Here is a 25,008-nt window from a genome sequence, read left to right as displayed (position 1 = left end):
CAGCGTGATATTTCCATTGGCCGATCATTTCGCGCCGGGTATCCGACAGTTTTCACATTCCCGGGCCGCCCCCGACGGCGGGCCCGCAGCTCAGCCACCCTTCCCGATGATCGTGTCGGCGGTCTGCTGCACCTGTTCGATGGGAATGGCGAAGCCGATGCCGATCGAGCCGTTGCCGTCGATCGTGGCGATGGCCGTGTTCACCCCGACCACCTCGCCGCGCGCATTGACGAGTGGGCCGCCCGAGTTGCCCGGGTTGATCGAGGCGTCGGTCTGCACGGCGGTGTGCCGGTTGTCGCCGAGGCGTACCTGCCGGTCCAGGGCGCTGACGATGCCGGCGGTGACGGTGCCGGACAGCCCGAGCGGCGAGCCGACCGCCAGCACCGGCTCCCCCACCCGGGTGGATCCCGGCTTGGCCAGCGGCAACGCCGCCAGGCCGGCCGACGGCGGCACCCGCAGCACGGCGAGGTCGCTGCGCGGCTCCCGCCCGACGACCTCGGCGGCGAACCGCCGCCCGTCGGGCAGTTCCACCGTCACCGAGCCGCCGCGCCCCTTGGCCAGGATGTGGTCGTTGGTGATGATGTGCTGCTGGTCGTCGACGGCGAAGCCGGAGCCGGAGGCCGAGGCGCCGCCGGCCCCGCCCACCAGCACCGAGACCACCCCCGGCACGGTCTTCCCGGCCGCGGTCACCAGTTCCGCCGGGACCGGGGCCGCCGAGGCCGCCGCCGGGCCCGGGGCCTCGTCGCGGCCCGCCACGATGCCGCCGGCCACCGCCCCGGAGGCGGTCGACAGGGCCACCACCGCCAGCGCGGCCAGCACCCGCCCGCGCGGGCCGCGGCCCGCCGAGCCACCGTCCGGTCCGGGCCCGCCCCACCGGGCCCGCCCGTCCGGATCCAGCTCCGGCGAGATGAACCAGGGGCCGCGCGGTTCGCCCAGCCCGGTCTGCACTGCCATGCGTACGCTCCTCACGTGTCCTTCTCGACGGTGGCCGTACGGGGTCAGGGCAGCCGGGCGAACCAGCGCATCGAGCCGGCCGCCGCGCCCATGGCGAACACCAGCCCGAGACCGATGAACCGGGCCGAGACGTCCTGCCGTTCGATGCGGTAGCCGACCGAGGTCCCGATGTCCTCGTAGACGGCGCGCAGCTCGTCGCTGGTGCTGGCCTCGTGGAACACGCCACCCGTCTCCTCGGCGACCGCGCGCAGGGTCTGCCCGTCGACGGGCACCTGGATCGGCCGGCCGCCCCGGTCCACCGTGCCGCCCGGGGTGCCGAAGGAGATGGTGTGCACCGGCACCTTCATGTCGATCGCCTCGGACGCCGCCTCCATCGGGTCGATGCCGGACGTGTTCGCCCCGTCGGAGAGCAGGATGATCCGGGCCGGCGGCGGGTCCTTCGCCGCCTGGCTGTCGAAGCCCTTCACCGCGCCGAGCGAGGTGCTGATGGCCTCTCCGATGGCGGTGCCCTGCACCCCGGTGGCCCCCTCGACCAGCCGCTCGACGCCCTCGTGCAGCGCCTCCCGGTCGGTGCTCGGCGGCACCAGCACCGCCGCGCTGCCGGCGAAGGCGACCAGCCCGACGTTGAACTCGTCCGGCAGGCCGTCGACGAAGCGCCGGGCGGACTCCTTGGCGGCGCTGAGCCGGTCCGGTTCCACGTCGCCGGCGAGCATCGAGGTGGAGACGTCCACGGCGACCATCACCGTGGCCCGTTCGCGGGGCACCCGGACCTCCGCCGTGGGCCGGGCGAAGCCGACCACCAGCAGCGCCAGCATGGCCACGAAGAGCCCGGCCGGCACGTGCCGCCGCCAGGCCGGACGGTGCGGCGCGACCCGGTCGAGCAGCCGCAGGTTGGTGAAGCGGACGGCGTACCGGCTGCGTCGGCGCTGCATGAGCAGGTAGCCGCCGGCCAGGGCGAGCACCCCGAGCAGGAGCCAGAGCCGGGCGGGCGACTGCCAGATCACGCCGCACCTCCCCGGGCCGCCCGCGCCGGGGCGGCCGCGAGGCGCCGCTGGGCGTGCACGTGCCCCACGATGTCGGCGCCCCAGTCCCGGTCGGTGCGCAGCGGCAGGTGCGTGGCCCCGCTGCGGCGCAGCGCCTGGCGTACCTGCTCGCGCTGGGCGGTCGCGGCGGCGGCGTAGCGCTCGCGCAGCGCGCGGTCGCCGGTCCAGACCTCGCGCCGCCGCCCGGTCTCCGGGTCGACGAGGGTGACCAGGCCGACGTCGGGCAACTCCAGCTCCCGGGGGTCGGTGACCTGCACGGCGAGCACCTGGTGCCGCGCGGCGAGGCGGCGCAGGGGCACCTCCCAGGACGGCGCCTGCCGTGGGTCGTCGGGCAGTCCGTCGAGGAAGTCCGAGACCACCACGACGAGGCCGCGGCGCAGCGCCACCCGGTGCACGGCGGCCAGCCCGTCGGCCAGGTCGGGGCCCGCCGGCGCCGGCTCGTCGCGGTCGTGGCCGCCGACGCGCGGGGCGGTCAGCAGGGCCCGGAGCAGCCCCAGCAGATGGGTACGTCCGCTGCGGGGCGGGAACCGGCGCAGCCCGTCCGGGCCGAGCACCTGCGCGCCGAGGCGGTTACCCACGCCGCCGGTGAGGAAGCCGACCGCCGCGACGGCCGCCACGGCCAGCTCCCGCTTGTCCAGCTCGGCGGTGCCGTACTCCATGCTGGGGCTCGCGTCGACCAACAGCCAGGTGGTCAGTTCCCGGTCGGCGTCGACCTCGCGTACGTGCGGGACCGTGGTGCGGGCGGTCACCGCCCAGTCCATCCGGCGCACCTCGTCCTCACCGGGCCGGTACTCCCGGCTGCCGGCGGTCTCGCTGCCGGGCCCGGGCAGCAGGCCGCGGTACCGGCCGTGCAGCAGCCCGTCGAGCCGGCGCGTGACGGTCAGCTCCAGCCGGCGCAGCCGCCGGTCCCCGGTGAGGTCGGCCAGTCCCGGGTCGGCCGGCCCGGGGGCCGGCGCGGTGGCCCCGCGCCACCTCATGCCGCCGCCAGGTCGGCCGCGTGTTCCGGGTGGGCGGTGGCGACGCGCGGCGGCGGCACGACCTCCACCAGCCGCCGGACCACCGCTTCGGCGGCCACCCCGTCGGCGACCGCGTCGAAGGAGAGCACCAGCCGGTGGGCGAGCACGTCGACGGCGAGTTCGCGGACGTCCTCGGGCAGCACGTACCCGCGACCGCGCAGGAGCGCCTGGGCCCGCGCGGCGCGGACCAGGCCGAGGGTGGCCCGGGGGCTGGCCCCGTACGCGAGCAGCGGGGCGATCTCGGGCAGGCCGAACCGGCCGGGGTCCCGGGTGGCGAAGATCAGCCGGACCACGTACTCGGCGATCGCGTGGTGCACGAAGACGTGGGTGGCGCGGGCCTGGAGGTCCCGCAGTCGCTGCGGGTCGAGCACCCGCCGGGCGACGGGCCGGTCGGCGCTCATCCGGTAGAGGATGGCGAGTTCGTCGGCGTCGCTCGGGTAGTCGACAACCACCTTCATCATGAACCGGTCGCGCTGCGCCTCCGGCAGTTGGTAGACCCCCTCCGACTCGATGGGGTTCTGGGTGGCCAGCACCAGGAACGGCTCGGGCACGGGATAGCTGTGCCCGCCGATGGAGACCTGCCGCTCGGCCATCGCCTCCAGCAGGGCGGACTGCACCTTGGCCGGGGCCCGGTTGATCTCGTCGGCGAGCACCAGGTTCGCCATGATCGGGCCCAGCTCGATGTCGAAGTCCTCGCGCGACGCGCGGTAGATCCTGGTGCCGACAATGTCGGAGGGGACCAGGTCCGGGGTGAACTGGATCCGGGAGAAGGTGCCGCCGACCACGGTGGCCAGGGTGTGCGCGGCGAGCGTCTTGGCCACCCCGGGCACGCCCTCCAGGAGGCAGTGCCCGTCTGCGATGAGGGCGGTGAGCAGGCGCTCGACGAGCCGATCCTGCCCGACGATCACGCGTTTGACCTCGAAGAGCGTCTGTTCCAGGTCGGCCGGGGTCGCATCGGGATCGGCCGGGCTGGGCACGCTGGCCAGGGTGTCCGAGATGTCCGTCACGGTGCTTGCTTCCCGTGCCGGCGGTCGGACAAACGTCGGATTATCGGCGCGGGGACGGCCCTTAGCGGCCCGAACCGGGACAACCCTCCCGACCCGGCCCCCACACCCCGAGCCCGCGTCGCCCACACCCCCTGAGCCCCGCGTCGGCCCACGCCCCCGAGCCCCGCGTCGATCATGCAGTTGCGGCGCCCCGCACAAGGCGCGATTCGGGGCACAACCCCCACCACACCTGCATGATCGACCCTGCGACGGGGCGGGCGGGGCGGGGCGGCGGGGACGGCGGCGCCGGCCCCCGCATCCAGGTGAGGGGCCGGCGCCGTCAGCGGGCGCTCAGTTGGCGATGACCAGGTGGAACGGCCGGTCGGCCCCGTTCCCCGACGAGCTGCGGGTCTGGACGAAGACCGCGTTCGGCGTCTGGAGCCGCGGCGCGACGGAGATCTCGCCGCCCGGGGGCACGTTGTACGGGTCGGTGGTGCCGATGGTGGCCACGAACGTCTTCAGCGAGACGTTGTAGTTGAACACCACGTGGTACTCGCCGGGGCCGTACCGGGTGGCGGAGACCACCTCGGGCGACCCGCGGAGCAGGGTGCCGTTGCTGGCGACGACGGCGGAGGCGACAGTGCCCGGCGCGCTCGCCAGCGCGGAGGGGCCCTGCGCCAGCGCGGCCCTGGCCTTGCGCGCCTCGGCGGGGGTCACCGCCGGCTGGCTGCCGGAACCGGGCTGGCGGGCGGCCGGCTGGGCGACCTCGGCGGGCGCCTGCGCCGCCGGCTGGGCGACGGCGATCCCGCCTCCGGCCAGGGTGAGCGCCAGCGCGGCGAACGCCACCGCCGCCGCCTTGCGTCGGAAGAGTGTGGTCATGACAGGTCTCCCTTTTGTTGACCGTGCGGATTCGACCGGCCCCACTTGAAAGCGGGACGGTTGACTTCCATTTTTTCGGGCCGGGAAAATAGCGACAACCGCCTGGAGCCCACACCGTCAGGCCGCACCTAGATGTTGCCGCTTCAACGATTTCTCACCGGCTCTGAGCAGGTATTACTACTCAGAGTTTCGACGTCTCAACCCACTGGAAGGTAGCACCACGAAATGCCGCGGGTCAATAGTCGATCACGCCCCGTCAATTACTCGAATCGGGATCACATAATTGTGAGAAGCGAACGCTGGACCATTCACGAAAGTGTCACGCGAGATGCTTCGGGGCCGCCGCGTGGGCGCGTTCGGGACCGCCGGACGGGCGCTCGGGCGCTATTCTCCGGCCGTGATCACCGAGACCGCGCGGCCGGCGACGGGCCGCCGGACGGCGCCGCTGCGCACCGCGCTCTGCTGGGCCGCCGTCGCGCCCGGGGTCGCCTGGGCGGCGGTACGACTGGGCGGTCTCGACCGGGGGCCGCTGGTGCAACTGCTCGCCTTCACCCCGTACGCCGCCGCCGGGAGCCTCCTGCCGCTGGTGCTCGCGCTCGCCCTGCGGCGCCGGTGGCCCGCGGTGGTCGCGGCGCTGGTCACGGCAACCCTGGTGGCCGTGGTGGCGCCCCGGGCACTGCCGTCCGGCCAGCCCCCGACCGGCGGGCCGACGGTGCGGCTGCTGACCGCCAACCTGCTCGCCGGGGCCGGCGACGCGCGGGCGCTGGTCGACCTGGTCCGGCGGCACCGGGTCGACGTGCTCGCCGTGCAGGAGTTCACCCCGGACGCCGAGGCGGAGCTGGACCGGCTCGGCCTGCCCGGGCTGCTCCCCCACCGACAGCTCCACCCGCAGACCGGCACCGTCGGCTCCGGCCTCTACGCGCGGTTCCCGATCAGCGACGGCGGCGTCCGGCACAACCGCGGCGGCTGGGGATTCGACCAGGCCTACGGCACGGTGGCGGTCCCCGGGGCGCCGGCGGTCCGGGTCGAGTCGGCGCACCCGTCGGCCCCCTACGCGGTGGACCAGGTCGGCCACTGGCGCGCCGACCTGGCGGCGCAGCCGCCCGCCACCCCGGACGGGCCGCTGCGGATCCTCGCCGGCGACTTCAACGCCACCCTCGACCACGCCCCGCTGCGCGCCCTGCTGGACACCGGCTACGTCGACGCCGCCGACCAGGTCGGCGCGGGCCTGGTCGGCACCTGGGGCCCGTACGACGGGGACCCGATCCCGCCGGTGACCATCGACCACGTGCTGGTCGACCGGCGGATCGCGGTGCGCGCAGTCACCGTGCACCCCGTGCGGGGCAGCGACCACCGCGCCGTCCTGGCCGAGCTGCGCCTCCCGGTCGGGTGAGGCCCCCGGCTGCCGGTGTGTGGGGGCCGGGGCGGCTCAGACCCGGGCGCGGTCGAGGCCGTAGGTGAGCGCGTCGACGAGGGCGTGCCAGGACGCCTCGACGACGTTGGGGTGCACGCCGACCGTGGTCCAGTCGCGGTTGCTGCCGTCGACCGTCTCCAGCAGCACCCGGGTCACCGCGCCGGTGCCGTGGGTGCCCTCCAGGATCCGCACCTTGTAGTCGGCCAGCTCGAAGTCGCGCAGCTCCGGGTAGTGCCGGGCCAGCCCGACCCGCAGCGCCTCGTCCAGGGCGTTGACCGGACCGTTGCCCTCGGCGGTGGCGATCACCCGCTCCCCACGTACGCGGATCTTGACGGTCGCCTCCGAGACCACCGCGCCATCCTCCCGGTGCTCCACCAGCACCCGGTACGACTCCAGCGCGAACGGCCTGGCGGGGGCGGTGTCCAGCTCCGAGCGGACCAGCAGTTCGAACGACGCGTCGGCGGCCTCGAACGACCAGCCGTCGGCCTCCAGCTCCTTGACCCGCCGGGTGACCCGCGACAGCGCCTCCGGATGGCCGGCCAGGTCCAGGCCGAGTTCACGGCTCTTGAGCTCGACGCTGGCCCGGCCGGCCATCTCGGTGACGAGGATCCGCATGTCGTTGCCCACCACCTGTGGGTCCACGTGGTTGTAGAGCAGCGGATCCACCTTGATCGCGCTCGCGTGCAGCCCCGCCTTGTGAGCGAAGGCCGCGGCCCCGACGTACGCCTGGTGGGTGTCGGGGGCGATGTTGGCGATCTCGGCGATGGCGTGGGAGACCCGCACCATCTGCCCCAGGCAGCCCTCCGGTAGGACGGGCAGCCCGAGCTTGAGCTGGAGGTTGGCGACCACGGCGAAGATGTCGGCGTTGCCGGGGCGCTCGCCGTAGCCGTTGGCGGTGCCCTGGAAGTGGCGTACCCCCGCCTCCACGGCGGCGACGGTGTTGGCCACCGCGCAGGCCGTGTCGTTCTGGCAGTGGATGCCGAGCAGTTCCGGGCCGACCCCGAGCCGCGCGGTCAGGTCGGCGATGGCGGCGGTCACCTGGGAGGGCAGCATCCCGCCGTTGGTGTCGCAGAGCACCACCCGCTCGGCGCCGGCGGCGAGGGCGGTCTCCACGACGGCGGCCGTGTACGCCGGGTCGGACCGGTAGCCGTCGAAGAAGTGCTCTCCGTCGACGAAGACCCGGCGCCCCTCGGCCACCAGGTGCGCCACCGTGTCGCGGACCATCGCCAGGTTCTCGGCCCCGGTGGTGCGCAGCGCCCGCTCGACGTGCCGCAGGTCCGCCTTGGCGACCAGGGCGATCGCCGGCGTCTGCGCGTCGAGCAGGCCACGGACCTGCGGGTCCTCGCCGACGGCCACCCCGGCCCGGCGGGTGGCCCCGAACGCGACCAGCAGCGCGTGCTTCAGGTCGAGTTCGGCGCGTGCCCGGCGGAAGAACTCGGTGTCCTTCGGCACGGCGCCCGGCCAGCCTCCCTCGATGAAGCCGACCCCGAACTCGTCGAGCAGGCGGGCCACCGCGAGCTTGTCGACCACCGAGTAACTGAGCCCCTCGCGCTGGGCGCCGTCGCGCAGCGTGGTGTCGTACACCTGGAACGTCATCAGGGAGTCCTTTCGGAGAGCAACAAAAAGACCCCCCGCGGATGCGGGAGGTCTGCGCGCTCGGCGGAGGGGAGGCCGGCGCGCTAGGTGCGAATAATCAGGTCGGTGCTGGTCACGATCGCCACTCTGCCATCTGGGACCCGGTTTTGGGAGGCGTAATCCACATGGCGGGACGGTGACGGAGGGTCCCGGTACCGCACGGGTGAACGGCTCGCCGGCACGACCCGCCGTCGGTGATCGACTTCACAAGTCACCCGGCCGCCGACCGGCGGAAACGGAGCTGCGGAAGTATCTGGAACCGATCCAGTTACCGGCCTCGTGCCGCTGTCAAGGAGGACCTGTGCTCACTGTCGGTGACCGCTTCCCCGAGTACGAACTCACCGCCTGCGTGTCGCTGGACGCCGACAAGGCGTTCGAGTCGATCGACCACAAGTCGCACCAGGGGAAGTGGCGCGTCGTCTTCTTCTGGCCGAAGGACTTCACCTTCGTCTGCCCGACCGAGATCGCGGAGTTCGGCCGGCTGAACGAGGAGTTCGCCGACCGGGACGCCCAGGTCCTCGGCGTGTCGGTGGACAACGAGTTCGTCCACTACGCGTGGCGCAAGGACCACCCGGACCTGCGCGAGCTGCCGTTCCCGATGCTGAGCGACGTCAAGCGTGAGCTGACCGCCGCCTGCGGCGTGCTCGGCGAGGACGGCGTGGCCCAGCGGGCGACCTTCATCGTCGACCCGGACAACGAGATCCAGTTCGTCATGGTGACCGCCGGCTCGGTCGGCCGCAACGTCTCCGAGGTGCTGCGGGTGCTCGACGCCCTCCAGACCGACGAGCTCTGCCCGTGCAACTGGAACAAGGGCGGCGACACCCTGGACGCCACCAAGCTCCTCGCCGGCGCCGGGGCCTGACCATGGGTCTGGACGCGGTCAAGGCGGCTCTGCCCGAGTACGCCAAGGACATCAAGCTCAACCTCGGCTCCACCATCGCCACCAGCACGCTGAAGCCGGAGCAGGCGTGGGGCACCGCCCTGGCCTGTGCCGTCGCGGCGCGCAACCCGGTGGTGCTGCGCGAGATCGCGGCCGAGGCGGCCACCCACCTCGGGCCGGAGGCGGTCGAGGCCGCCAAGGGCGCCGCCGCGATCATGGCGATGAACAACGTCTACTACCGGGCCAAGCACCTGATCGGCGACGAGCAGTACCAGTCGATCCCGGCGCGGCTGCGGATGCAGATCATCGCCAAGCCGGGCGTGGACAAGGCCGACTTCGAGCTCTGGTGCCTGGCGGTCTCGGCGATCACCGGCTGCGGGGTGTGCCTGGAGTCGCACGAGAAGACCCTGCGCAACGCGGGCTTCAGCCGCGAGCAGGTGCACGAGGGACTGCGCATCGCCGCCGTCGTGCACGCCGCCGCGGTGACCCTGGACGCCCAGGCCGCGCTCGCCTGACGGGTACGACACGCAGGGCCGGCGCCGCGATGCGGCGCCGGCCCTGCGTCGTCCCCGGCACCGGCCCCGCGTCTTGCTCCGGCGTCCGCCCCGCGTCGTCCCCGGCGTCCGCCCCGCCGTTTCCGGTGGGGACGGCCCGGGTAGCTCCTCGGGAGCAGACGAGAGACACCCGGACCGGCGAGACGACTGGCGACAGTCGGGGCAGGAGTTGTCAGATGGACAGGCTCGACCCGCACAGCACCCACGGCAGCCCGGACCCGCTGCGCGGCGGCGGCCAGGGCGAGTTCGCCGGCGGCGCCCCGGCCGGCACGTTCGACCCGTGGCGCTACCGCGACACCGCGAGGGTCGCCGACGCCGACCTGGTCGGCTACAAGGTCGAGGCCACCGACGGCGGCATCGGCAAGATCGACAGCGCCAGTCACGAGGTCAACGACAGCTACCTCGTGGTGGACACCGGGCCGTGGATCTTCGGCCGGAAGGTCATGGTCCCCGCCGGCACCGTCAACCACGTCGACCACGACGAGCGCAAGGTGTACGTCGACCGGAGCAAGGACCAGATCAAGGCCGCCCCGGAGTACGACGAGACCGCCGACACCGACCCCACCTACCGGGACCGCCTCGGCGGCTACTACGGCGAGACGTACTCGGCCATCCCGCCCGGCACCGCCCGCTGACCGGCACGGCGCGCGACGGCCTCCCGCGGATCGTGGGAGGCCGTTACCGTGTCAGCGTGGACTCCATCGAGGTCGGTCGCAGGATCCCCTTCTCCGCGACGTTCAACTTCCGCGACGTGGGCGGCCACGTCGGCCACGACGGTCGCACGGTGCGCCCGGGGCGGCTCTACCGTTCCGACTCGCTGCACCGCATCGACGACACCGACCGGGAGGCGTTCGCCGCCCTCGGCGTCCGCACGGTCATCGACCTGCGCCGCCCGTACGAGGTGGAGCGTGACGGCCGCGTCCCCCACTTCGACGGCCTGACCTGGCGCAACATCCATCCGGAGCACGCGGAGTGGGGCGAGCGGCCCTACCGTCCCGGCACCGACCTGGCCCGCTACCTGGCCGACCGGTACGCCGACCTCGCCGGGACGGGCACCGCCGGGCTCGCCGAGGCGATCGGGCTGATCGCCGACGACGCCAGCGCCCCCGTGGTCGTGCACTGCGTCGCCGGCAAGGACCGCACGGGCATCGTCTGCGGGCTCACCCTCGCGGTGCTCGGCGTCGCCGACGACGACATCGCCGCCGACTACGCCCTGAGCACCGAGGCCGGCGAGCGGTACCGCGCCTGGTTCGAGGCCACCGGCCAGCGGGCGGGGCACACCCTGCCGGTGCTGACCTGCCCCGCCGAGGCCATGACGCTCTTCCTCACCGAGCTGCGGCAGGCCCACGGCTCGGTGGAGGGCTACCTGCGCCACGCCGGCGTCACCGACGCCCAACTCACCGCGCTGCGCGAGCACCTGCTGACCTGACCCCATCCTCCCGTGACGGCGCCGCCCCCGCACCGGGCGGCGCGGGGGCGGGGGACGGTGCCGTCAGGGGGGATCAGAGGATGCGGCGGACCCAGCCGTGCGGGTCGTCGACCTTTCCGCGCTGGAGGTCGACGAGCTGCTGGCGCAGGGCCGTCGTGACCCGCCCGGGCTCGCCGCCACCCACCAGGAACTCGCCGTCGGGGAAGCGCACCCGCCCGATCGGGGTGACGACCGCGGCGGTGCCGCAGGCGAACACCTCGCGGAGCCGGCCGCTCGCGGCGTCCGCCTGCCAGTCGGCGAAGCTCACCGGCCGCTCCTCGATCCGGTGCCCGGCGTCGGCGGCGAGGGTGAGCACCGACTCCCGGGTGATGCCGGGCAGGATCGTGCCGGTCAGCGGCGGGGTGACCACGGTGTCGTCGTCGTAGACGAAGAACACGTTCATGCCGCCCAGCTCGTCGACGTAGCACCGCTCCACCGCGTCCAGGAAGACCACCTGGTCGCAGCCGTGCTCGATCGCCTCGGCCTGCGCCACCAGCGAGGCGGCGTAGTTGCCGCCGCACTTCGCGGCGCCGGTGCCGCCCGGGGCGGCCCGGGTGTAGTCCGGGGAGACCCAGACCGTCACCGGCTTCACCCCGCCGGAGAAGTACGCGCCGACCGGCGAGGCGATCACCACGTAGAGGTATTCGTTGGCGGGCCGGACGCCGAGGAACACCTCGCTGGCGAACATGAACGGCCGCAGGTAGAGGCTGCCGTCCTCGCCCTCGGGGATCCAGCCCTGGTCGGCGTCCACGAGCTGACGCAGCGAGTCGACGAACGTCTCCTCGGGCAGCGGCGGCATCGCCATGCGCCGGGCGGAGGCGGCGAACCGGGCCGCGTTGGCCTCCGGGCGGAACATGGTGACCCCGCCGTCGGCCGTCCGGTAGGCCTTCAGCCCCTCGAAGATCTCCTGCGCGTAGTGCAGCACCGCGGCGGCCGGGTCCATCGGGATCGGCGCCCGCGCCTCGACCCGGGCGTCGTACCAGCCCTTGCCGTCGGCGTACCGGATGGTGACCATGTGGTCGGTGAAGACCCGCCCGAACCCCGGGTTGGCCAGCAGGGCGGCCCGGTCTGCGACGGATACCGGCGCGGGATTCGGACGGATCTCGAAGTCGAGCTTGTCACCACCGCTCATCGCGCTGACCTCCCTGCGGGACTACGGCACACGGGTCCGCATGCCGAGAAATCTGGTGCGAGAAACTTACCCCGAACGGTCGTTCAGCGGGTAGCGGCGCCCGGCGTACCGGCAGCGCCGGACGGGTGCGCGCGCCGTCGGACCGGGGTGCGACCGGGCAGCGCCGTCGGACCGGGGTGCGGCCGGGCGGCGTCGTCGGAACCTCGGGGTGGGGGCCGGCGGCCTCAGGAGGTGGCGTACCCGGCCAGCCGGTCGCCGACCTCCTCGGTGCGCAGTGCCGCGCCCGGGGCCCGGCCGGCCAGCTCCACGCCCACCGCCGCGGTGACCCGGGCGGCGGCGTCGGCGTGCCCGAGCTGGTCGAGCAGCAGGGCCGCCGAGAGTACGGCCGCCACCGGGTCGGCCACGCCGCGCCCGGCGATGTCCGGCGCCGAGCCGTGTACCGGCTCGAACATCGAGGGGTAGGTCCCCTCGGGGTTGATGCAGCCGCTGGCGGCCAGCCCGATCCCGCCGGTGACCGCGGCGGCGATGTCGGTGAGGATGTCGCCGAACAGGTTGTCGGTGACCACCACGTCGTAGCGCTGCGGCTGGGTGACCAGGAACATCGCGGCGGCGTCGACGTGCTGGTACTCCGTGGTCACGTCGGGGTGCTCGGCCGCCACGGCCTCGAACGCGCGCGCCCACAACGATCCGGCGTGGGTGAGCACGTTGGTCTTGTGCACGAGGGTGACCTTGCGCCGCTCCCGGCGCGCGGCGCGGGCGAAGGCGTCGCGGATCACCCGCTCCACGCCGTGCCGGGTGTTCAGGCTCTCCTCGGTGGCTACCTCCGCCGGGGTGTCCCGGTGCAGCGCGCCGCCGGCGCCGGCGTAGAGGCCCTCGGTGCCCTCGCGGACGACCACCAGGTCGACCTCGCCGGGCTTGACGCTCGCCAGCGGCCCGGCCACGCCGGGCCAGAGCCGCGACGGGCGCAGGTTGACGTACTGGTCGAAGGCGAAGCGCAGCTTGAGCAGCAGGCCCCGCTCCAGCACGCCCGGCGGCACGGTCGGGTCGCCGACGGCGCCGAGCAGGATCGCGTCGTGCCCGGCCAGCTCGGTGAGCACCGAGTCGGGCAGCACCTCGCCGGTGCGGTGCCAGCGGGCTGCGCCGAGGTCGTACTCGGTGGCGTCCACCCCCGGCAGCACGGCGTCGATGACCTTGCGGGCCTGCGCGACCACCTCGGGTCCGATCCCGTCCCCGGCCACCACCGCGATCCGTGCCACGTCCCTGTGCTCCCTCGCCTCGCCGTTTCGTCCGACCGTACGCCGCCGTCCCGCCTCCCGGTACGGACCTTCCAGAATGCGGGAAAGGAGGATGCACAGGATCCTCCCAGGTGGCATTCATGGGGGGGTCATCTCCGCTGCCTAGCGTGATGACGAGCGGGTCAACGGGGGCCCGTGACGGAGGCCGCGAGGACGCGGCCGGCGTCAGCGAGGGAGCAGTGCCATGCGGATCGACCAGCAGCCACGGACCCGATGGGTGGACCAGTCGGCCTTCCAGCCGCGCCGGCCGGACCTGCGGCTGGGCGCCCGCAGTCACCGCGTGGACCGGCCCGGCACCGTCGGCGAGGACCGCATCGCCGTCCAGCACGCCGTGCGGACCTCCACGGCGGAATACTCGCTGCTGCTCAACGCCCCCGAGTGGCTGGGCCGTCGCGGTGTCGGGGAGGCGCTGCGGGACGCGGTGGCGGAACTGCGGGCCATCGACCTCACCTACGGGCCGACCCGGCCGGAGAGCCTGGTCTCCCGGCTGCGCCGGGGCGAGATCAGCCCCGACTCGTACCCGCCGCTGGCCGACCTGGTGGACCGCTGCGCGGCGATGCGGGCGGCCACCGACGGCTGGTTCGACGCCTGGGCGGTGCCCGGCGGCTTCGACCCCGGCGGCCTGCTCGGCGGGTGGGCGGTGGAGCGGGCCGCCGCCCGGCTGCGCGCCGCCGGCATCCACGACTACGCCGTGCTCAGCGGCGCCGACCTGGTCGTCCGCGGGCACGCGGCGCACGGCGGCCCGTGGCGGGTGGCGGTGCACCACCCGACGGACCAGCACCGGGCGCCGCTCGTGCTGGAGATGACCGCGGGCGCGGTCGGCACCTCGGGGGTGAGCGGCCGGCAGGGGCACGTGGTGGACCCGCACACCGGGGAGCCCGCCGACCAGCTGGCCGCCGCGACGGTCGTCGGGCCGGACCTCGCCGTCGCCGACGCCTACGCCACCGCGCTCTACGCCGCCGGGCCGGCTGGCCTGGACTGGTTCCGCGACGGGTCGGACTACCGCGTGCTCTTCGCCCACCGCCGCTGAGCCGTTCCCGCGTCGGCGTGGGGGCCGGACGCGCGATCGGCCCCCACGGTCTCGGCAACGACCGTGAGGGCCGGTCAGCGACGAGTGCGCGTGGCTCGCGCAATCGAGGGGTGCGGGCCGGTCGGCCCGACGTCGACCTCGTCACCCGAAGACGGGCCCACGCCGCGAGCTCGGCCAGTGACCGCACCGATACGCTAGCGAATCGACGCAACTCAACGCAAGGGTCTCCACAGCGGACCGTCGTGACTGGAGCGTGCCGATCCGGGCCGGCGGGCCGATTTCGACGCGGCGAACGGCGGATGGCACGCTGTCCGCCGTGAGTTTCGATCTGAGCGTGTGGGCCCTGGCGGACGGGGCGACACCCGAGGACGTGCGGGCGGCGGTGCTGCGGTGCCGGCAGGGACAGCACGTCGACCGGTACCCGGACCCGCGGGTGGTGGCGTTCTACCGCGCCATCACCGGCAGCTATCCGGACCGGCCGGCCGGCCCCGGCACCCCGTGGGCGGTGGCGCCGCTGCACGCGGCCAGCGACCACATCGAGCTGAACCTGCACCCGACCTGCGAGGACCAGGTGCTGCTCGACATCGAACGGCTGGCCGGCGCGTACGACCTGATGCTCTTCGACGCGCAGGACGGCTCGGTCTACCCGCCGCCGGCCCGACTGCCCGGCTGACCACTGCCCGGACACGACGAGGGGCCCGGCGGATCGCCGGGCCCCCGCTGTCGCGCGCTCAGGTCACTCGTCGCGCAGGTCCGCCGCGCTGGCCGCGACCGCGCCGATCGACTCCGCCGCCGAGGTGAGCAGGTCCGCGCCGAGCGCCTGGTCGACCGTGAGGGTCATCAGGGTCTCGCCGCCGGCCTCGCGGCGGGCCACCTGCATCGCCGCGATGTTGACGCCGGCCTCGCCGAGCAGCGTGCCGACCGTGCCGACCACGCCCGGGCGGTCGACGTAGCGCAGGAAGACCAGGATGCCCTCCGCGCCGATCTCCACGTCGAAGCCGTCGACCTCGGTGAGCTTGAGGACGTCGCGGCCGCCAGCGGTGGTCACCGTGCCGGAGACGCTGACCGTACGGCCGTCGGGCAGCGCGCCGCGGACGGTCACCAGGCTGGGGTGGTCGGCCGAGTCGGACTGGGCGACCAGCGTTACCTCGACGCCGCGCTCGGCGGCCAGGTGCGGCGCGTTGACGTAGGTGACCTGCTCCTCGACCACCGAGCTGAACAGCCCCTTGGTGGCGGCGAGCTTCAGCACCGACACGTCGTGGTTGACGATCTCGCCGCGCACCTCGACGGTGACGCTGGCGGCCACCCCGCCCGCGACGGCGGTGAAGGCCCGGCCGAGCTTCTCGGCCAGCGGCAGCAGCGGCCGCACGTCCTCGGCGACCACGCCGCCGGCCTGCACGTTCACGGCGTCCGGCACGAACTCGCCCTGCAACGCCAGCTTCACGCTCTTGGCCACGGCCAGGCCGGCCTTGTCCTGCGCCTCGCCGGTGGAGGCGCCCAGGTGCGGGGTGGCGACCACGTTGTCGAACGCGAACAGCGGCGAGGAGGTGCAGGGCTCCTTGGCGTAGACGTCCACGCCCGCGCCGGCGACCCGGCCCTCGGCGATCGCGTCGGCCAGGGCCTGCTCGTCGACGAGCCCGCCCCGGGCGGCGTTGACGATCCGGACGCCGGGCTTGACGACGGCCAGCTCCTTCTCGCCGATCAGGCCCACGGTCTCCGGGGTCTTCGGCAGGTGGATCGAGATGAAGTCGCTCTCCCGCAGCAGCTCCTCCAGGCCCACCAGGCGGACGCCGAGCTGGGCCGCGCGGGCCGGCTGGATGTAGGGGTCGTACGCGATCAGCCGGGTGCCGAAGGCGGCGATCCGCTGGGCGAAGAGCACGCCGATGCGGCCGAGGCCGACCACGCCGACGGTCTTGCCCTGGATCTCGACGCCGGTGTACTTCGACCGCTTCCACTCCCCCGCCTTCAGCGCGGCGCTGGCGCTGGCGGTGTTGCGGGCCACGGCGAGCAGCAGCGCGAGGGCCTGCTCGGCGGCGGAGACGATGTTGGAGGTGGGAGCGTTGACGACCATGACGCCCCGCGCGGTGGCGGCCGGCACCTCGACGTTGTCCAGACCCACGCCCGCCCGGGCGACGACCTTCAGCCGGGGCGCGGCGGCGATCGCCTCGGCGTCGATCTGGGTGGCACTGCGCACGATGACGGCGTCGGCCTCGGAGAGCGCCGAGAGCAGGGCCGGACGGTCGGTGCCGTCGACGTGACGGACGTCGAAGTCGTGGGCGAGCACCTCGATGGCGGCGGGGGCGAGTTCTTCGGCGATCAGTACGACAGGAGTCATTGGTCCTCGTAGTTGTCGTCAGAGGTGGGCCGGGCTGCGGGACGCCGCGCTGCGCCCTGCGCTGATCCGGGCCATGGCCGTCAGGTGCCGGCTACGCACCTACCCCGCGATCGTAGGGGGCCGGCCGGCCGGCATGTCCCGGACTACGGGGTGAGTGCCCTCACAACGGGTGACGACGCGCCGGTGAACGACGCGCGGCGTGGCGGTGCGTACAGAAAGCGGCCCGGTCCGGGCGCCGGGGAGAGCGCCCGGGCCGGGCCGCCGGGGGTGTACGTCAGGCGGTCTCGGTGATCGGGCGGTCGACCCAGCTCATCATGCCGCGCAGCTTGCTGCCGGTCTCCTCGATCGGGTGCGCCGCGCCCTCGGCCTGCCACTTGCTGAAGTTGGGCCGGCCGGCCTCGTCCTCGGCCACCCACTCCCGGGCGAACTCGCCGGACTGGACCTCGCTGAGGATCTTGCGCATCTCCTCCTTGACCCGGGCGTCGATGACGCGCGGGCCGCGGGAGAGGTCGCCGTACTCGGCCGTGTCGGAGATGCTGTAGCGCATCTTCGCGATGCCGCCCTCGTACATGAGGTCGACGATCAGCTTCAGCTCGTGCAGGCACTCGAAGTAGGCCACCTCGGGGGCGTAGCCCGCCTCGGTGAGCACCTCGAAGCCGGTCTGCACGAGCGCCGCCGCGCCGCCGCAGAGCACCGCCTGCTCGCCGAAGAGGTCGGTCTCGGTCTCCTCGGTGAAGGTGGTCCGGATGACGCCGGCCCGGGTGCCGCCGATGCCCTTGGCGTACGACAGGGCCAGTGCGAGGGCGCTGCCGCTGGCGTCCTGCTCGACGGCCACCAGGCAGGGCACGCCCTTGCCGTCGGCGTACTGGCGGCGGACCAGGTGGCCCGGGCCCTTCGGCGCGACCATCGCCACGTCAACGTCGGCCGGCGGCTTGATCAGGCCGTAGCGGATGTTGAAGCCGTGGCCGAAGAAGAGCGCCTTGCCCGGGGCCAGGTTCGGCGCGATCGACTCGGCGTAGATGCTGCGCTGGGCGGTGTCCGGCGCGAGGATCATGATGACGTCGGCCTCGGCCGCCGCGTCGGCCGGCGTGAGCACCCGCAGGCCCTGCTCCTCGGCCTTGGCCCGGCTCTTGGAGGCCTCCGGCAGACCGATCACCACGTCGACCCCGGAGTCGCGCAGCGACAGCGCGTGGGCGTGGCCCTGGCTGCCGTACCCGATCACCGCCACCTTGCGGCCCTGGATCAGGCCCAGGTCGGCATCGTCGTCGTAGTACACCTCAACGCTCATGATTTCCCTTTCGTACGGCGGCCCGGGCGGCCCGTCGTGGATCTGTGCGGTGTCGGTCCCAGGCGGCGCTACGCGCCGGCACTGGTCGGGCGGTCCCGGCCGGCGCGGGGCGCCGGCCGGGTCGGGGTCAGGCGGCCCGGAGCGAGGGTCCGGCGGTGATGGAGCGCGAGCCGCGCCCGATCGCCACCAGCCCGGACTGGACCATCTCCTTGATCCCGAACGGTTCGAGGTCGCGCAACAGCGCGTCGAGCTTGTCCGGGGTGCCGGTGGCCTCGATGGTCAGCGTGTCCGGCGCCACGTCGACCACCCGGGCCCGGAACAGGCCCACCGTCTCCAGCACCTGGGCCCGGGCGGCACGGTCGGCGCGCACCTTGACCAGGAGCAGCTCCCGGGCGACCGAGACCTGCGGGTCAAGCTCGACGATCTTGAGCACGTTGACCAGCTTGTTGAGCTGCTTGGTGACCTGCTCCAGCGGGGACGACTCGGCGTTGACCACGATGGTGATCCGCGAGACGTCCGGGTTCTCGGTCTCCCCGACGGCGAGACTGTCGATGTTGAAGCCGCGCCGGGAGAACAGTCCGGAGACCCGGGCCAGGACGCCCGGCTTGTTCTCCACCAGGACGCTCAGGGTGTGCATGGTCATCAGATGTCATCCTCGTCGAAGGCCGGGCGGACGCCCCGGGCGAACATGATCTCGTCGTTGCTGGTGCCGGCGGCGACCATCGGCCACACCATGGCGTCCTTGCCGACGACGAAGTCGATGACCACCGGGGCGTCGTCGATGGCCATCGCGGCGGCGATGGTCGCGTCGACGTCCTCGGCGTTCTCGCAGCGCAGGCCCACGCAGCCGAGCGCCTCCGCGAGCTTCAGGAAGTCGGGGATGCGGTGCTTGTGGGTGCCGAGGTCGGTGTTGGAGTAGCGCTCCCCGTAGAACAGGGTCTGCCACTGCCGCACCATGCCGAGGTTGCCGTTGTTGATCACGGCGATCTTGACCGGGATGCCCTCCAGCGCGCAGGTGGCCAGCTCCTGGTTGGTCATCTGGAAGCAGCCGTCGCCGTCGATCGCCCACACCACCGTGTCGGGCTTGCCGACCTTGGCGCCCATCGCCGCCGGCACCGCGTAGCCCATCGTGCCGAGGCCGCCGGAGTTCAACCAGGTGTACGGCTTCTCGTAGGAGATGAACTGCGAGGCCCACATCTGGTGCTGGCCGACCCCCGCGACGTAGATCGCGTCCGGGCCGACGAGCTCGCCGAGCCGCTTGATCACGTACTGCGGGGAGAGGGTGCCGTCGGCCGGCTCCTCGTAGCCCAGCGGGTACCGCTTGCGCAGGTCGTCGAGCTGGGTCCACCAGTCGGCGAGGTCGGCACGTCGGCCGGCCGCCTGCTCGTTGGTCACCGCCGCGATCAGCTCGTCGATGACGTGCCGGGCGTCGCCGACGATCGGGACGTCCGCGTGCCGGTTCTTGCCGATCTCGGCCGGGTCGATGTCGGCGTGCACCACCGCCGCGTCCGGGGCGAACGAGTCCAGCTTGCCGGTGACCCGGTCGTCGAAGCGGGCGCCCAGGGCCACGATCAGGTCGGCCTTCTGCAGGCCGTAGACCGCGGAGACCGTGCCGTGCATGCCGGGCATGCCCAGGTGCTGCGGGTGCGAGTCGGGGAACGCGCCGAGGGCCATCAGCGTGGTGACCACCGGGATCCCGGTCTGCTCGGCCAGCCGGCGCAGCCCCTCCGTGGCGCCGGCCTTCAGCACGCCGCCACCGATGTAGAGCACCGGGCGCCGGGCGGTGGCCATCAGCCGGGCCGCCTCGCGGATCTGCTTGCCGTGCGGGTGCAGGGTCGGGCGGTAGCCGGGCAGGTCCAGCGTCGGCGGCCAGGTGAAGGTGGTGGGCGCCTGGAGGACGTCCTTGGGGATGTCGACCAGGACCGGCCCGGGCCGGCCGGTGGCGGCCAGGTGGAACGCCTCGGCCAGCACCCGGGGGATCTCCTCGGCCTCCTGCACCAGGAAGTTGTGCTTGGTGACCGGCAGGGTGATGCCCTGGATGTCCGCCTCCTGGAAGGCGTCCGTGCCGATCGAGGGCCGCGCGACCTGACCGGTGATGGCCACGATCGGCACCGAGTCCATGTACGCGTCGGCGATCGGGGTGACCAGGTTCGTCGCGCCGGGGCCGGAGGTGGCCATGCAGACCCCCACCCGGCCGGTCGCCTGGGCGTAGCCCGTCGCCGCGTGCCCGGCGCCCTGCTCGTGGCGGACCAGGATGTGCCGGACGGTGGAGTCGTAGAGCGGGTCGTACGCCGGCAGGATGGCGCCGCCCGGGATGCCGAAGACGACGTCGACGCCGAGCGCCTCGAGGGACCGCACGAGCGAACCGGCGCCGCTGACCTGGGCCGGAGCGGGTGTGCGTACCCCCGGGACGGCCGGGGTGGCCGCGGTGCGGGCGGCGCCGGCGTGCTCGGCGTCGCTCGCGGGCTCGGCGACCGTGCGGGCCCGCCGGGCGGAGTGGGCGAGTGTCTCTGGCGTGGGTCTCGTCATGGCGGTTCAGGCCTTCGGCTGGAGTGGGTGCGGCTGTTCGAGCGGGTGACGCGGGGCGACGCCCGGCGTCGATGGGTCCGACGGCAACAAAAAAGCCCTCGTGCAGGTTGCACGGGGCCAGCGCACTCTCGACGTGGAGAGTGCGCTCAGGTAAGTACTCGCAGCGACCGGTACGACGACATGCGGCAAGCCTGACGCATCTCACGCGATGAGTCAACTGATCCCACATGTTGGTTCACGGACCGCCGGGTTTCACCCGTCCGGGGCGCTAGGAACCCTGCTCCACCTGCGCGGACCCCGGCCCGGAGGGGCGCGGGGCGGGCAGCGTCGGCAGCCGCCGGGGCGGCGGCGCCGCGGGCGGGCCGGCCGGGGCGGGTGCCGGGGCCGGGCGGGCCCCCGGGGACGTGGCCGCCTCCAGCATCGCCTCCAGGTGCTCGGCCGGCACGCCCCAGCCGAAGAGCGCCCCCTGGCCGAACCGGCAGCCGGCGGCGACCACGGCGGCCAGCTCCGTCGGCGTGGTCACCCCCTCGGCGATGACCTCCAGACCGAGCTGGTGGCCGAGGCGCATGACGATGTCGACCATCGGCGCGAACGCCGGGCCGTCCCGGCCCACCGGACGCACCGGCTCGTGCTCCGCGACCAGCCCGTGGTCGATCTTGAGGATGTCGATCGGCAGGCGGCGCAGCTGGCCCAGCGAGGAGTACCCGGCGCCGAAGTCGTCCAGCGCGATCCGGACACCCGTCAGCCGCAGCGCCGTCAGCCGCCGGATCAGCTCGTCCAGGTCCGTCGCGACGGCGTGCTCGGTGACCTCCAGCACCAGCCGCTGCGGCGGCACCCGGTGGGCGCGCAGCGCCTCGGCGACCTGGACCACGTACTCCGGGGCGTGCAGCTCGCGGGGGGACACGTTGACCGAGACCCAGACGTCGTGGCCGTCGGCCAGCCAGCGGGAGAGCTGGTGGCACGCCTGGTGCAGCACCCAGGCGCCCAGCTTGGCGATCATCCCGCACTCCTCGGCGAGCGGGATGAACTCGTCCGGGCCGACCTTGCCCAGCACCGGGTGACGCCAGCGCAGCAGCGCCTCCGCGCCGACCGGGCGCACCGAGGGCAGCGAGGCGACCGGCTGGAACACCAGGCGCAGCTCGTCGCGCTCGATCGCGCCGCGCAGCTCGTGCTCCAGCGTGGTACGCCGGCGCAGCAGCTGGTCGTACGCGGCGTCGTAGCGCTCGATCCGGTTCTTGCCGCGCTGCTTGGCGTAGCGCAGCGCCAGGTCGGCGTGGCGCAGCAGCAGCTCCACGTCGGGCTCGCCCGTCCAGCCGGCCACCCCGATGCTCACCGACAGGAAGACCGGCCCCTCCGGCTGGTCGTAGGCGCGCCCGAGCACGCCGAGCAGGCGCTCGGCGACCCGGTCCGCGTCGGCGGGCTGGCCGTGCATCAGCACCGCGAACTCGTCGCCGCCGAGCCGGGCCGCCACGTCGCCGGGGCGCAGGTTGGCGCGCAGCCGCTCGCCGACCTCGGCCAGCACCGCGTCGCCCACGTCGTGGCCGCGCATGTCGTTGACGTGCTTGAAGCCGTCGAGGTCGAGCCCGAGCAGCACGCAGGGGGCGCCGGCCTCGGCGCACCGGTGCAGCGCCTGCAACAGCCCCCGCCGGTTGGCCAGCGCGGTCAGCTGGTCGGTGTGTGCCAGCTCGCGGAAGTGCGCCTCCCGCTCGGCCAGCCGCCGGGCGTAGCCGCGCACGTCGTGCAGCGTGAGGTACTGCCGGGTCACCAGGGCGAAGCCCTCCACGCTGCCGGCGACGATGCCGAGCGCGTCGAACCGGCCGTCCTGGAGCAGGTGGTACATCGCCGAGGCGGCCATGGCGAACATCGGGACGAACGCGTACGCGCCGTCGCGGCGGATCAGGTCGGGGGGCGGCCGGTCCGCCGCGTCCGGCCGGCGGGCGGCCGACGCGGCGGCGACCAGGCCGGCGGCGAGCACTCCCGCCCCGACCAGCGCCATGCCCGGCCCGGCCTGGCAGAGGCCGGTGGCGATGCCGAGCCCGCCGCAGGTCACGGCGGTGGCCCCGGCGCCGACCCAGGCGGCGCGACCGCGCGGCGGCGGGGCGCGGAAGGCCACGATCAGGGCGAGCCCGGCGGTCAGGGCCGCGCTGACTGTGGCGAGCAGGATCGGCACGCAGGCCACCGGGGTGGCGTCGCCGAGCAGCCGGGTGGGCTCGGAGAAGACCACCCAGCCGACGAACCAGAACGCCGTCGCCATCACCAGGCCGTCGAGCGCCAGCCGGACGGTGGCCGCCGCCGTGGTGGCCACGCCCGGCAGCCGGAGCAGCCCGGCGGAGAAGAGCAGCCCGCTGGTCGCCGTGCCGATCGACACGACGCCGGCCCAGCCGGTGTGCCCGTCCGGGGCGTGCCCCGCATGCCCGGCGGTGGAGAGCGCCACGGCCACCCCGACCAGCAGGGTGACCAGCGCCACCCCGGACGCGGCGGCGAGCAGCGCGTACGCCTGCCGGTGCGGCCCGGCGCTGCGCCGGGCGCCGACGGCCGACAGCGCGGTGGCCGCCGCGGCGACCAGCCCGCACAGCACCGCGACCGCGACCATGCCCGGGGGGAACTGCACGTCCCAACTGTGCCGGATGTGCGCGCGGCGTGGGGGGCCGGGTGTGCAACCTTTGGGACACGTCGCGCACGGCAGCCGGCCGTCCCCGCGACGGTGTAACACTTGTGGGCATGCCTGAGCTGCGGTCGAAGACCTCCACGCACGGTCGGACGATGGCCGGCGCCCGGGCCCTCTGGCGGGCCACCGGGATGACCGACGACGACTTCGGCAAGCCGATCGTCGCCATCGCCAACAGCTTCACCCAGTTCGTACCCGGTCACGTGCACCTCAAGGACATGGGCGGTCTGGTCGCCGAGGCGGTGGCGGAGGCCGGCGGGGTGGGCCGCGAGTTCAACACCATCGCCGTGGACGACGGCATCGCCATGGGCCACGGCGGCATGCTCTACTCCCTGCCCAGCCGGGAGCTGATCGCCGACGCGGTGGAGTACATGGTCAACGCGCACTGCGCCGACGCCCTGGTCTGCATCTCGAACTGCGACAAGATCACCCCGGGCATGCTGCTGGCCGCCCTGCGGCTGAACATCCCGGCCGTCTTCGTCTCCGGCGGGCCGATGGAGGCCGGCAAGACCGTGGCGATCGAGGGTGTCGTGCACTCCAAGATCGACCTGATCGACGCGATGATCGCCTCCTCCAACGAGGCCGTCACCGACGACCAGCTCGGCGAGATCGAGCGGTCGGCCTGCCCGACCTGCGGTTCCTGCTCCGGCATGTTCACCGCCAACTCGATGAACTGCCTCACCGAGGCGATCGGCCTGGCACTGCCGGGCAACGGCTCGACGCTGGCGACCCACGCCGCGCGCCGGTCGCTCTTCGTCGAGGCCGGCCGCACCGCCGTGGAGATCGCCAAGCGGTGGTACGACGGCGACGACGCCTCCGTGCTGCCCCGCGCGGTGGCCAGCCGGGCCGCGTTCGAGAACGCCGTCGCGCTCGACGTGGCGATGGGCGGCTCGACCAACACGATCCTGCACCTGCTCGCCGCCGCCCGCGAGGCCGAGCTGGACTTCGGCGTCGCCGACATCGACGCCGTCTCCCGCCGGGTGCCCTGCCTGGCCAAGGTCGCCCCGAACTCCCCGAACTACCACATGGAGGACGTGCACCGGGCCGGTGGCATCCCGGCCATCCTCGGCGAACTGGACCGAGCCGGCCTGCTGCACCGGGACGTGCACGCGGTGCACTCCCCCAACCTTGAGCGCTGGCTCGCCGACTGGGACGTCCGGGGCGGTTCGCCGACGCCGGAGGCGGTCGAGCTGTTCCACGCCGCCCCGGGCGGGGTGCGCACCGTCGAGCCGTTTTCCACCACCAACCGCTGGTCGTCGCTGGACACCGACGCCGCCGGGGGCTGCGTGCGGGACCTCGCGCACGCCTACAGCGCCGACGGCGGCCTGGCGATCCTGCACGGCAACCTCGCGCCGGACGGCTGCGTGGTGAAGACCGCCGGGGTGCCCGAGGAGTGCCTGACCTTCCGCGGCCCGGCCAAGGTCTACGAGTCCCAGGACGACGCCGTCGAGGCGATCCTCAACAAGCGGATCGTCGCCGGCGACGTGGTGGTGATCCGCTACGAGGGGCCGAAGGGCGGCCCCGGCATGCAGGAGATGCTCTACCCCACCTCGTTCCTCAAGGGCCGGGGGCTGGGCCGCTCCTGCGCGCTGCTCACCGACGGCCGATTCTCCGGCGGCACCTCCGGGCTCTCCATCGGGCACGCCTCCCCGGAGGCGGCCTCCGGCGGGCTGATCGCCCTCGTCGAGTCCGGCGACGAGATCGTCATCGACATCCCGGGCCGGTCGATCGAGCTGAACGTGGCCCCCGACGTGCTGGAGGCCCGGCGCATCGCGCAGGAGAAGCGCGACAAGCCGTACACCCCGGTCGACCGGCAGCGGCCGGTGTCCGCGGCGCTGCGCGCGTACGCCTCGATGGCCACCTCGGCCAGCGACGGCGCCTACCGCCGCGTCCCGGAGTAGC

The 25,008-nt window shown here is 73.8% G+C and carries 21 protein-coding genes; 8 read left to right on the top strand and 13 right to left on the bottom strand.

Annotated elements, in window-relative coordinates; genetic code table 11:
• Window positions 1–90 precede the first annotated feature (90 nt).
• From OG989_RS14090 to OG989_RS14070, 5 genes are all read right to left on the bottom strand, one after another.
• A complete protein-coding gene (locus OG989_RS14090; protein WP_151457530.1) occupies window positions 91–954 on the bottom strand; it encodes a S1C family serine protease in 864 nt (287 codons plus the stop codon).
• A gap of 44 nt (window positions 955–998) precedes the next feature.
• A complete protein-coding gene (locus OG989_RS14085; protein WP_151457531.1) occupies window positions 999–1,958 on the bottom strand; it encodes a VWA domain-containing protein in 960 nt (319 codons plus the stop codon).
• Complete coding sequence (locus tag OG989_RS14080; RefSeq protein WP_327030746.1) at window positions 1,955–2,974, bottom strand: DUF58 domain-containing protein; 1,020 nt, start codon at window positions 2,972–2,974, stop codon at window positions 1,955–1,957. Before OG989_RS14080 ends, OG989_RS14085 begins: the two co-directional genes overlap by 4 nt.
• Window positions 2,971–4,020 carry an AAA family ATPase gene (locus OG989_RS14075; protein WP_327030745.1) on the bottom strand — a complete coding sequence of 350 codons (1,050 nt, stop codon included), beginning with the start codon at window positions 4,018–4,020 and terminating at the stop codon, window positions 2,971–2,973. Before OG989_RS14075 ends, OG989_RS14080 begins: the two co-directional genes overlap by 4 nt.
• 330 nt (window positions 4,021–4,350) lie before the next feature.
• Window positions 4,351–4,878, bottom strand: coding sequence for a hypothetical protein (locus OG989_RS14070; protein WP_327030744.1), 528 nt, complete (start codon window positions 4,876–4,878; stop codon window positions 4,351–4,353).
• A 445-nt stretch (window positions 4,879–5,323) separates the two neighbouring features.
• Between OG989_RS14070 and OG989_RS14065 the strand changes: the two genes are divergently transcribed.
• Window positions 5,324–6,271 carry an endonuclease/exonuclease/phosphatase family protein gene (locus OG989_RS14065; protein WP_327031159.1) on the top strand — a complete coding sequence of 316 codons (948 nt, stop codon included), beginning with the start codon at window positions 5,324–5,326 and terminating at the stop codon, window positions 6,269–6,271.
• Between the two features lie 36 nt (window positions 6,272–6,307).
• On the opposite strand, the gene cimA is transcribed toward OG989_RS14065, so the two are convergent.
• On the bottom strand, window positions 6,308–7,888 hold the full coding sequence (gene cimA / locus OG989_RS14060; protein WP_327030743.1) for a citramalate synthase: 1,581 nt from the start codon (window positions 7,886–7,888) through the stop codon (window positions 6,308–6,310).
• A 340-nt stretch (window positions 7,889–8,228) separates the two neighbouring features.
• Between cimA and OG989_RS14055 the strand changes: the two genes are divergently transcribed.
• The 4 genes from OG989_RS14055 to OG989_RS14040 all read left to right on the top strand — a co-directional run bounded on the left by OG989_RS14055 (window position 8,229) and on the right by OG989_RS14040 (window position 10,790).
• A complete protein-coding gene (locus OG989_RS14055) occupies window positions 8,229–8,789 on the top strand; it encodes a peroxiredoxin (protein ID WP_151455713.1) in 561 nt (186 codons plus the stop codon).
• 2 nt (window positions 8,790–8,791) lie between these two features.
• The gene (locus OG989_RS14050; RefSeq protein ID WP_132232570.1) at window positions 8,792–9,322 is read left to right on the top strand and encodes a carboxymuconolactone decarboxylase family protein; all 531 of its coding nucleotides are present in this window, start codon (window positions 8,792–8,794) and stop codon (window positions 9,320–9,322) included.
• Between the two features lie 215 nt (window positions 9,323–9,537).
• Complete coding sequence (locus tag OG989_RS14045; protein WP_121396159.1) at window positions 9,538–9,996, top strand: PRC-barrel domain containing protein; 459 nt, start codon at window positions 9,538–9,540, stop codon at window positions 9,994–9,996.
• Window positions 9,997–10,025: 29 nt separating this feature from the next.
• Window positions 10,026–10,790, top strand: coding sequence for a tyrosine-protein phosphatase (locus OG989_RS14040; RefSeq protein WP_442791951.1), 765 nt, complete (start codon window positions 10,026–10,028; stop codon window positions 10,788–10,790).
• Window positions 10,791–10,863: 73 nt separating this feature from the next.
• Here the strand turns inward: OG989_RS14040 and OG989_RS14035 are convergent, their stop codons facing one another.
• Window positions 10,864–11,961, bottom strand: a complete 1,098-nt coding sequence (locus tag OG989_RS14035; protein WP_327030741.1) for a branched-chain amino acid aminotransferase — start codon at window positions 11,959–11,961, stop codon at window positions 10,864–10,866.
• A gap of 224 nt (window positions 11,962–12,185) precedes the next feature.
• Window positions 12,186–13,217: a 3-isopropylmalate dehydrogenase gene (locus OG989_RS14030; protein ID WP_327030740.1), complete on the bottom strand. Its 1,032-nt coding sequence runs from the start codon at window positions 13,215–13,217 to the stop codon at window positions 12,186–12,188.
• Window positions 13,218–13,440: 223 nt separating this feature from the next.
• On the opposite strand from OG989_RS14030, the gene OG989_RS14025 reads away from it, so the two are divergent.
• Entirely contained in the window at window positions 13,441–14,286 is an 846-nt protein-coding gene (locus OG989_RS14025) for an FAD:protein FMN transferase (protein ID WP_327030739.1), read from the top strand.
• Window positions 14,287–14,602: 316 nt separating this feature from the next.
• Window positions 14,603–14,959: a hypothetical protein gene (locus tag OG989_RS14020; RefSeq protein ID WP_327030737.1), complete on the top strand. Its 357-nt coding sequence runs from the start codon at window positions 14,603–14,605 to the stop codon at window positions 14,957–14,959.
• A 63-nt stretch (window positions 14,960–15,022) separates the two neighbouring features.
• Here OG989_RS14020 and serA read toward each other — a convergent pair whose 3' ends face one another.
• The 5 genes from serA to OG989_RS13995 all read right to left on the bottom strand — a co-directional run bounded on the left by serA (window position 15,023) and on the right by OG989_RS13995 (window position 23,049).
• A complete protein-coding gene (gene serA, locus OG989_RS14015) occupies window positions 15,023–16,621 on the bottom strand; it encodes a phosphoglycerate dehydrogenase (protein WP_327030736.1) in 1,599 nt (532 codons plus the stop codon).
• Window positions 16,622–16,895: 274 nt separating this feature from the next.
• Window positions 16,896–17,909: a ketol-acid reductoisomerase gene (gene ilvC / locus OG989_RS14010; RefSeq protein WP_151455720.1), complete on the bottom strand. Its 1,014-nt coding sequence runs from the start codon at window positions 17,907–17,909 to the stop codon at window positions 16,896–16,898.
• Window positions 17,910–18,036: 127 nt separating this feature from the next.
• Entirely contained in the window at window positions 18,037–18,552 is a 516-nt protein-coding gene (gene ilvN, locus OG989_RS14005; protein WP_089001623.1) for an acetolactate synthase small subunit, read from the bottom strand.
• On the bottom strand, window positions 18,552–20,438 hold the full coding sequence (locus OG989_RS14000; RefSeq protein WP_151455721.1) for an acetolactate synthase large subunit: 1,887 nt from the start codon (window positions 20,436–20,438) through the stop codon (window positions 18,552–18,554). The genes ilvN and OG989_RS14000 overlap by 1 nt, the downstream gene beginning before the upstream one ends.
• Before the next feature lie 268 nt (window positions 20,439–20,706).
• Entirely contained in the window at window positions 20,707–23,049 is a 2,343-nt protein-coding gene (locus tag OG989_RS13995; RefSeq protein ID WP_327030735.1) for a putative bifunctional diguanylate cyclase/phosphodiesterase, read from the bottom strand.
• A 110-nt stretch (window positions 23,050–23,159) separates the two neighbouring features.
• On the opposite strand from OG989_RS13995, the gene ilvD reads away from it, so the two are divergent.
• Window positions 23,160–25,007: a dihydroxy-acid dehydratase gene (gene ilvD / locus OG989_RS13990; protein WP_151455342.1), complete on the top strand. Its 1,848-nt coding sequence runs from the start codon at window positions 23,160–23,162 to the stop codon at window positions 25,005–25,007.
• The last annotated feature ends 1 nt before the right edge of the window (window position 25,008 follow it).

Origin of the sequence: Micromonospora sp. NBC_01740, from assembly GCF_035920365.1 — a bacterium.
GTDB classification, from domain to species: domain Bacteria; phylum Actinomycetota; class Actinomycetes; order Mycobacteriales; family Micromonosporaceae; genus Micromonospora; species Micromonospora reichwaldensis.
The sequence above is the reverse complement of the archived record's forward strand: the minus strand, read 5'-3'. Positions and strand labels throughout refer to the sequence as shown.

Bases quoted from the DNA above. Each gene is read 5' to 3' on its own strand.
- OG989_RS14050 (WP_132232570.1), top strand. From the start codon at position 8,792: ATGGGTCTGGACGCGGTCAAGGCGGCTCTGCCCGAGTACGCCAAGGAC.
- OG989_RS14045 (WP_121396159.1), top strand. From the start codon at position 9,538: ATGGACAGGCTCGACCCGCACAGCACCCACGGCAGCCCGGACCCGCTG.
- OG989_RS14035 (WP_327030741.1), bottom strand. From the start codon at position 11,961: ATGAGCGGTGGTGACAAGCTCGACTTCGAGATCCGTCCGAATCCCGCG.
- OG989_RS14090 (WP_151457530.1), bottom strand. From the start codon at position 954: ATGGCAGTGCAGACCGGGCTGGGCGAACCGCGCGGCCCCTGGTTCATC.
- ilvD (WP_151455342.1), top strand. From the start codon at position 23,160: ATGCCTGAGCTGCGGTCGAAGACCTCCACGCACGGTCGGACGATGGCC.
- OG989_RS14080 (WP_327030746.1), bottom strand. From the start codon at position 2,974: ATGAGGTGGCGCGGGGCCACCGCGCCGGCCCCCGGGCCGGCCGACCCG.
- OG989_RS14025 (WP_327030739.1), top strand. From the start codon at position 13,441: ATGCGGATCGACCAGCAGCCACGGACCCGATGGGTGGACCAGTCGGCC.
- cimA (WP_327030743.1), bottom strand. From the start codon at position 7,888: ATGACGTTCCAGGTGTACGACACCACGCTGCGCGACGGCGCCCAGCGC.
- OG989_RS14070 (WP_327030744.1), bottom strand. From the start codon at position 4,878: ATGACCACACTCTTCCGACGCAAGGCGGCGGCGGTGGCGTTCGCCGCG.
- ilvN (WP_089001623.1), bottom strand. From the start codon at position 18,552: ATGACCATGCACACCCTGAGCGTCCTGGTGGAGAACAAGCCGGGCGTC.
- ilvC (WP_151455720.1), bottom strand. From the start codon at position 17,909: ATGAGCGTTGAGGTGTACTACGACGACGATGCCGACCTGGGCCTGATC.
- serA (WP_327030736.1), bottom strand. From the start codon at position 16,621: ATGACTCCTGTCGTACTGATCGCCGAAGAACTCGCCCCCGCCGCCATC.
- OG989_RS14000 (WP_151455721.1), bottom strand. From the start codon at position 20,438: ATGACGAGACCCACGCCAGAGACACTCGCCCACTCCGCCCGGCGGGCC.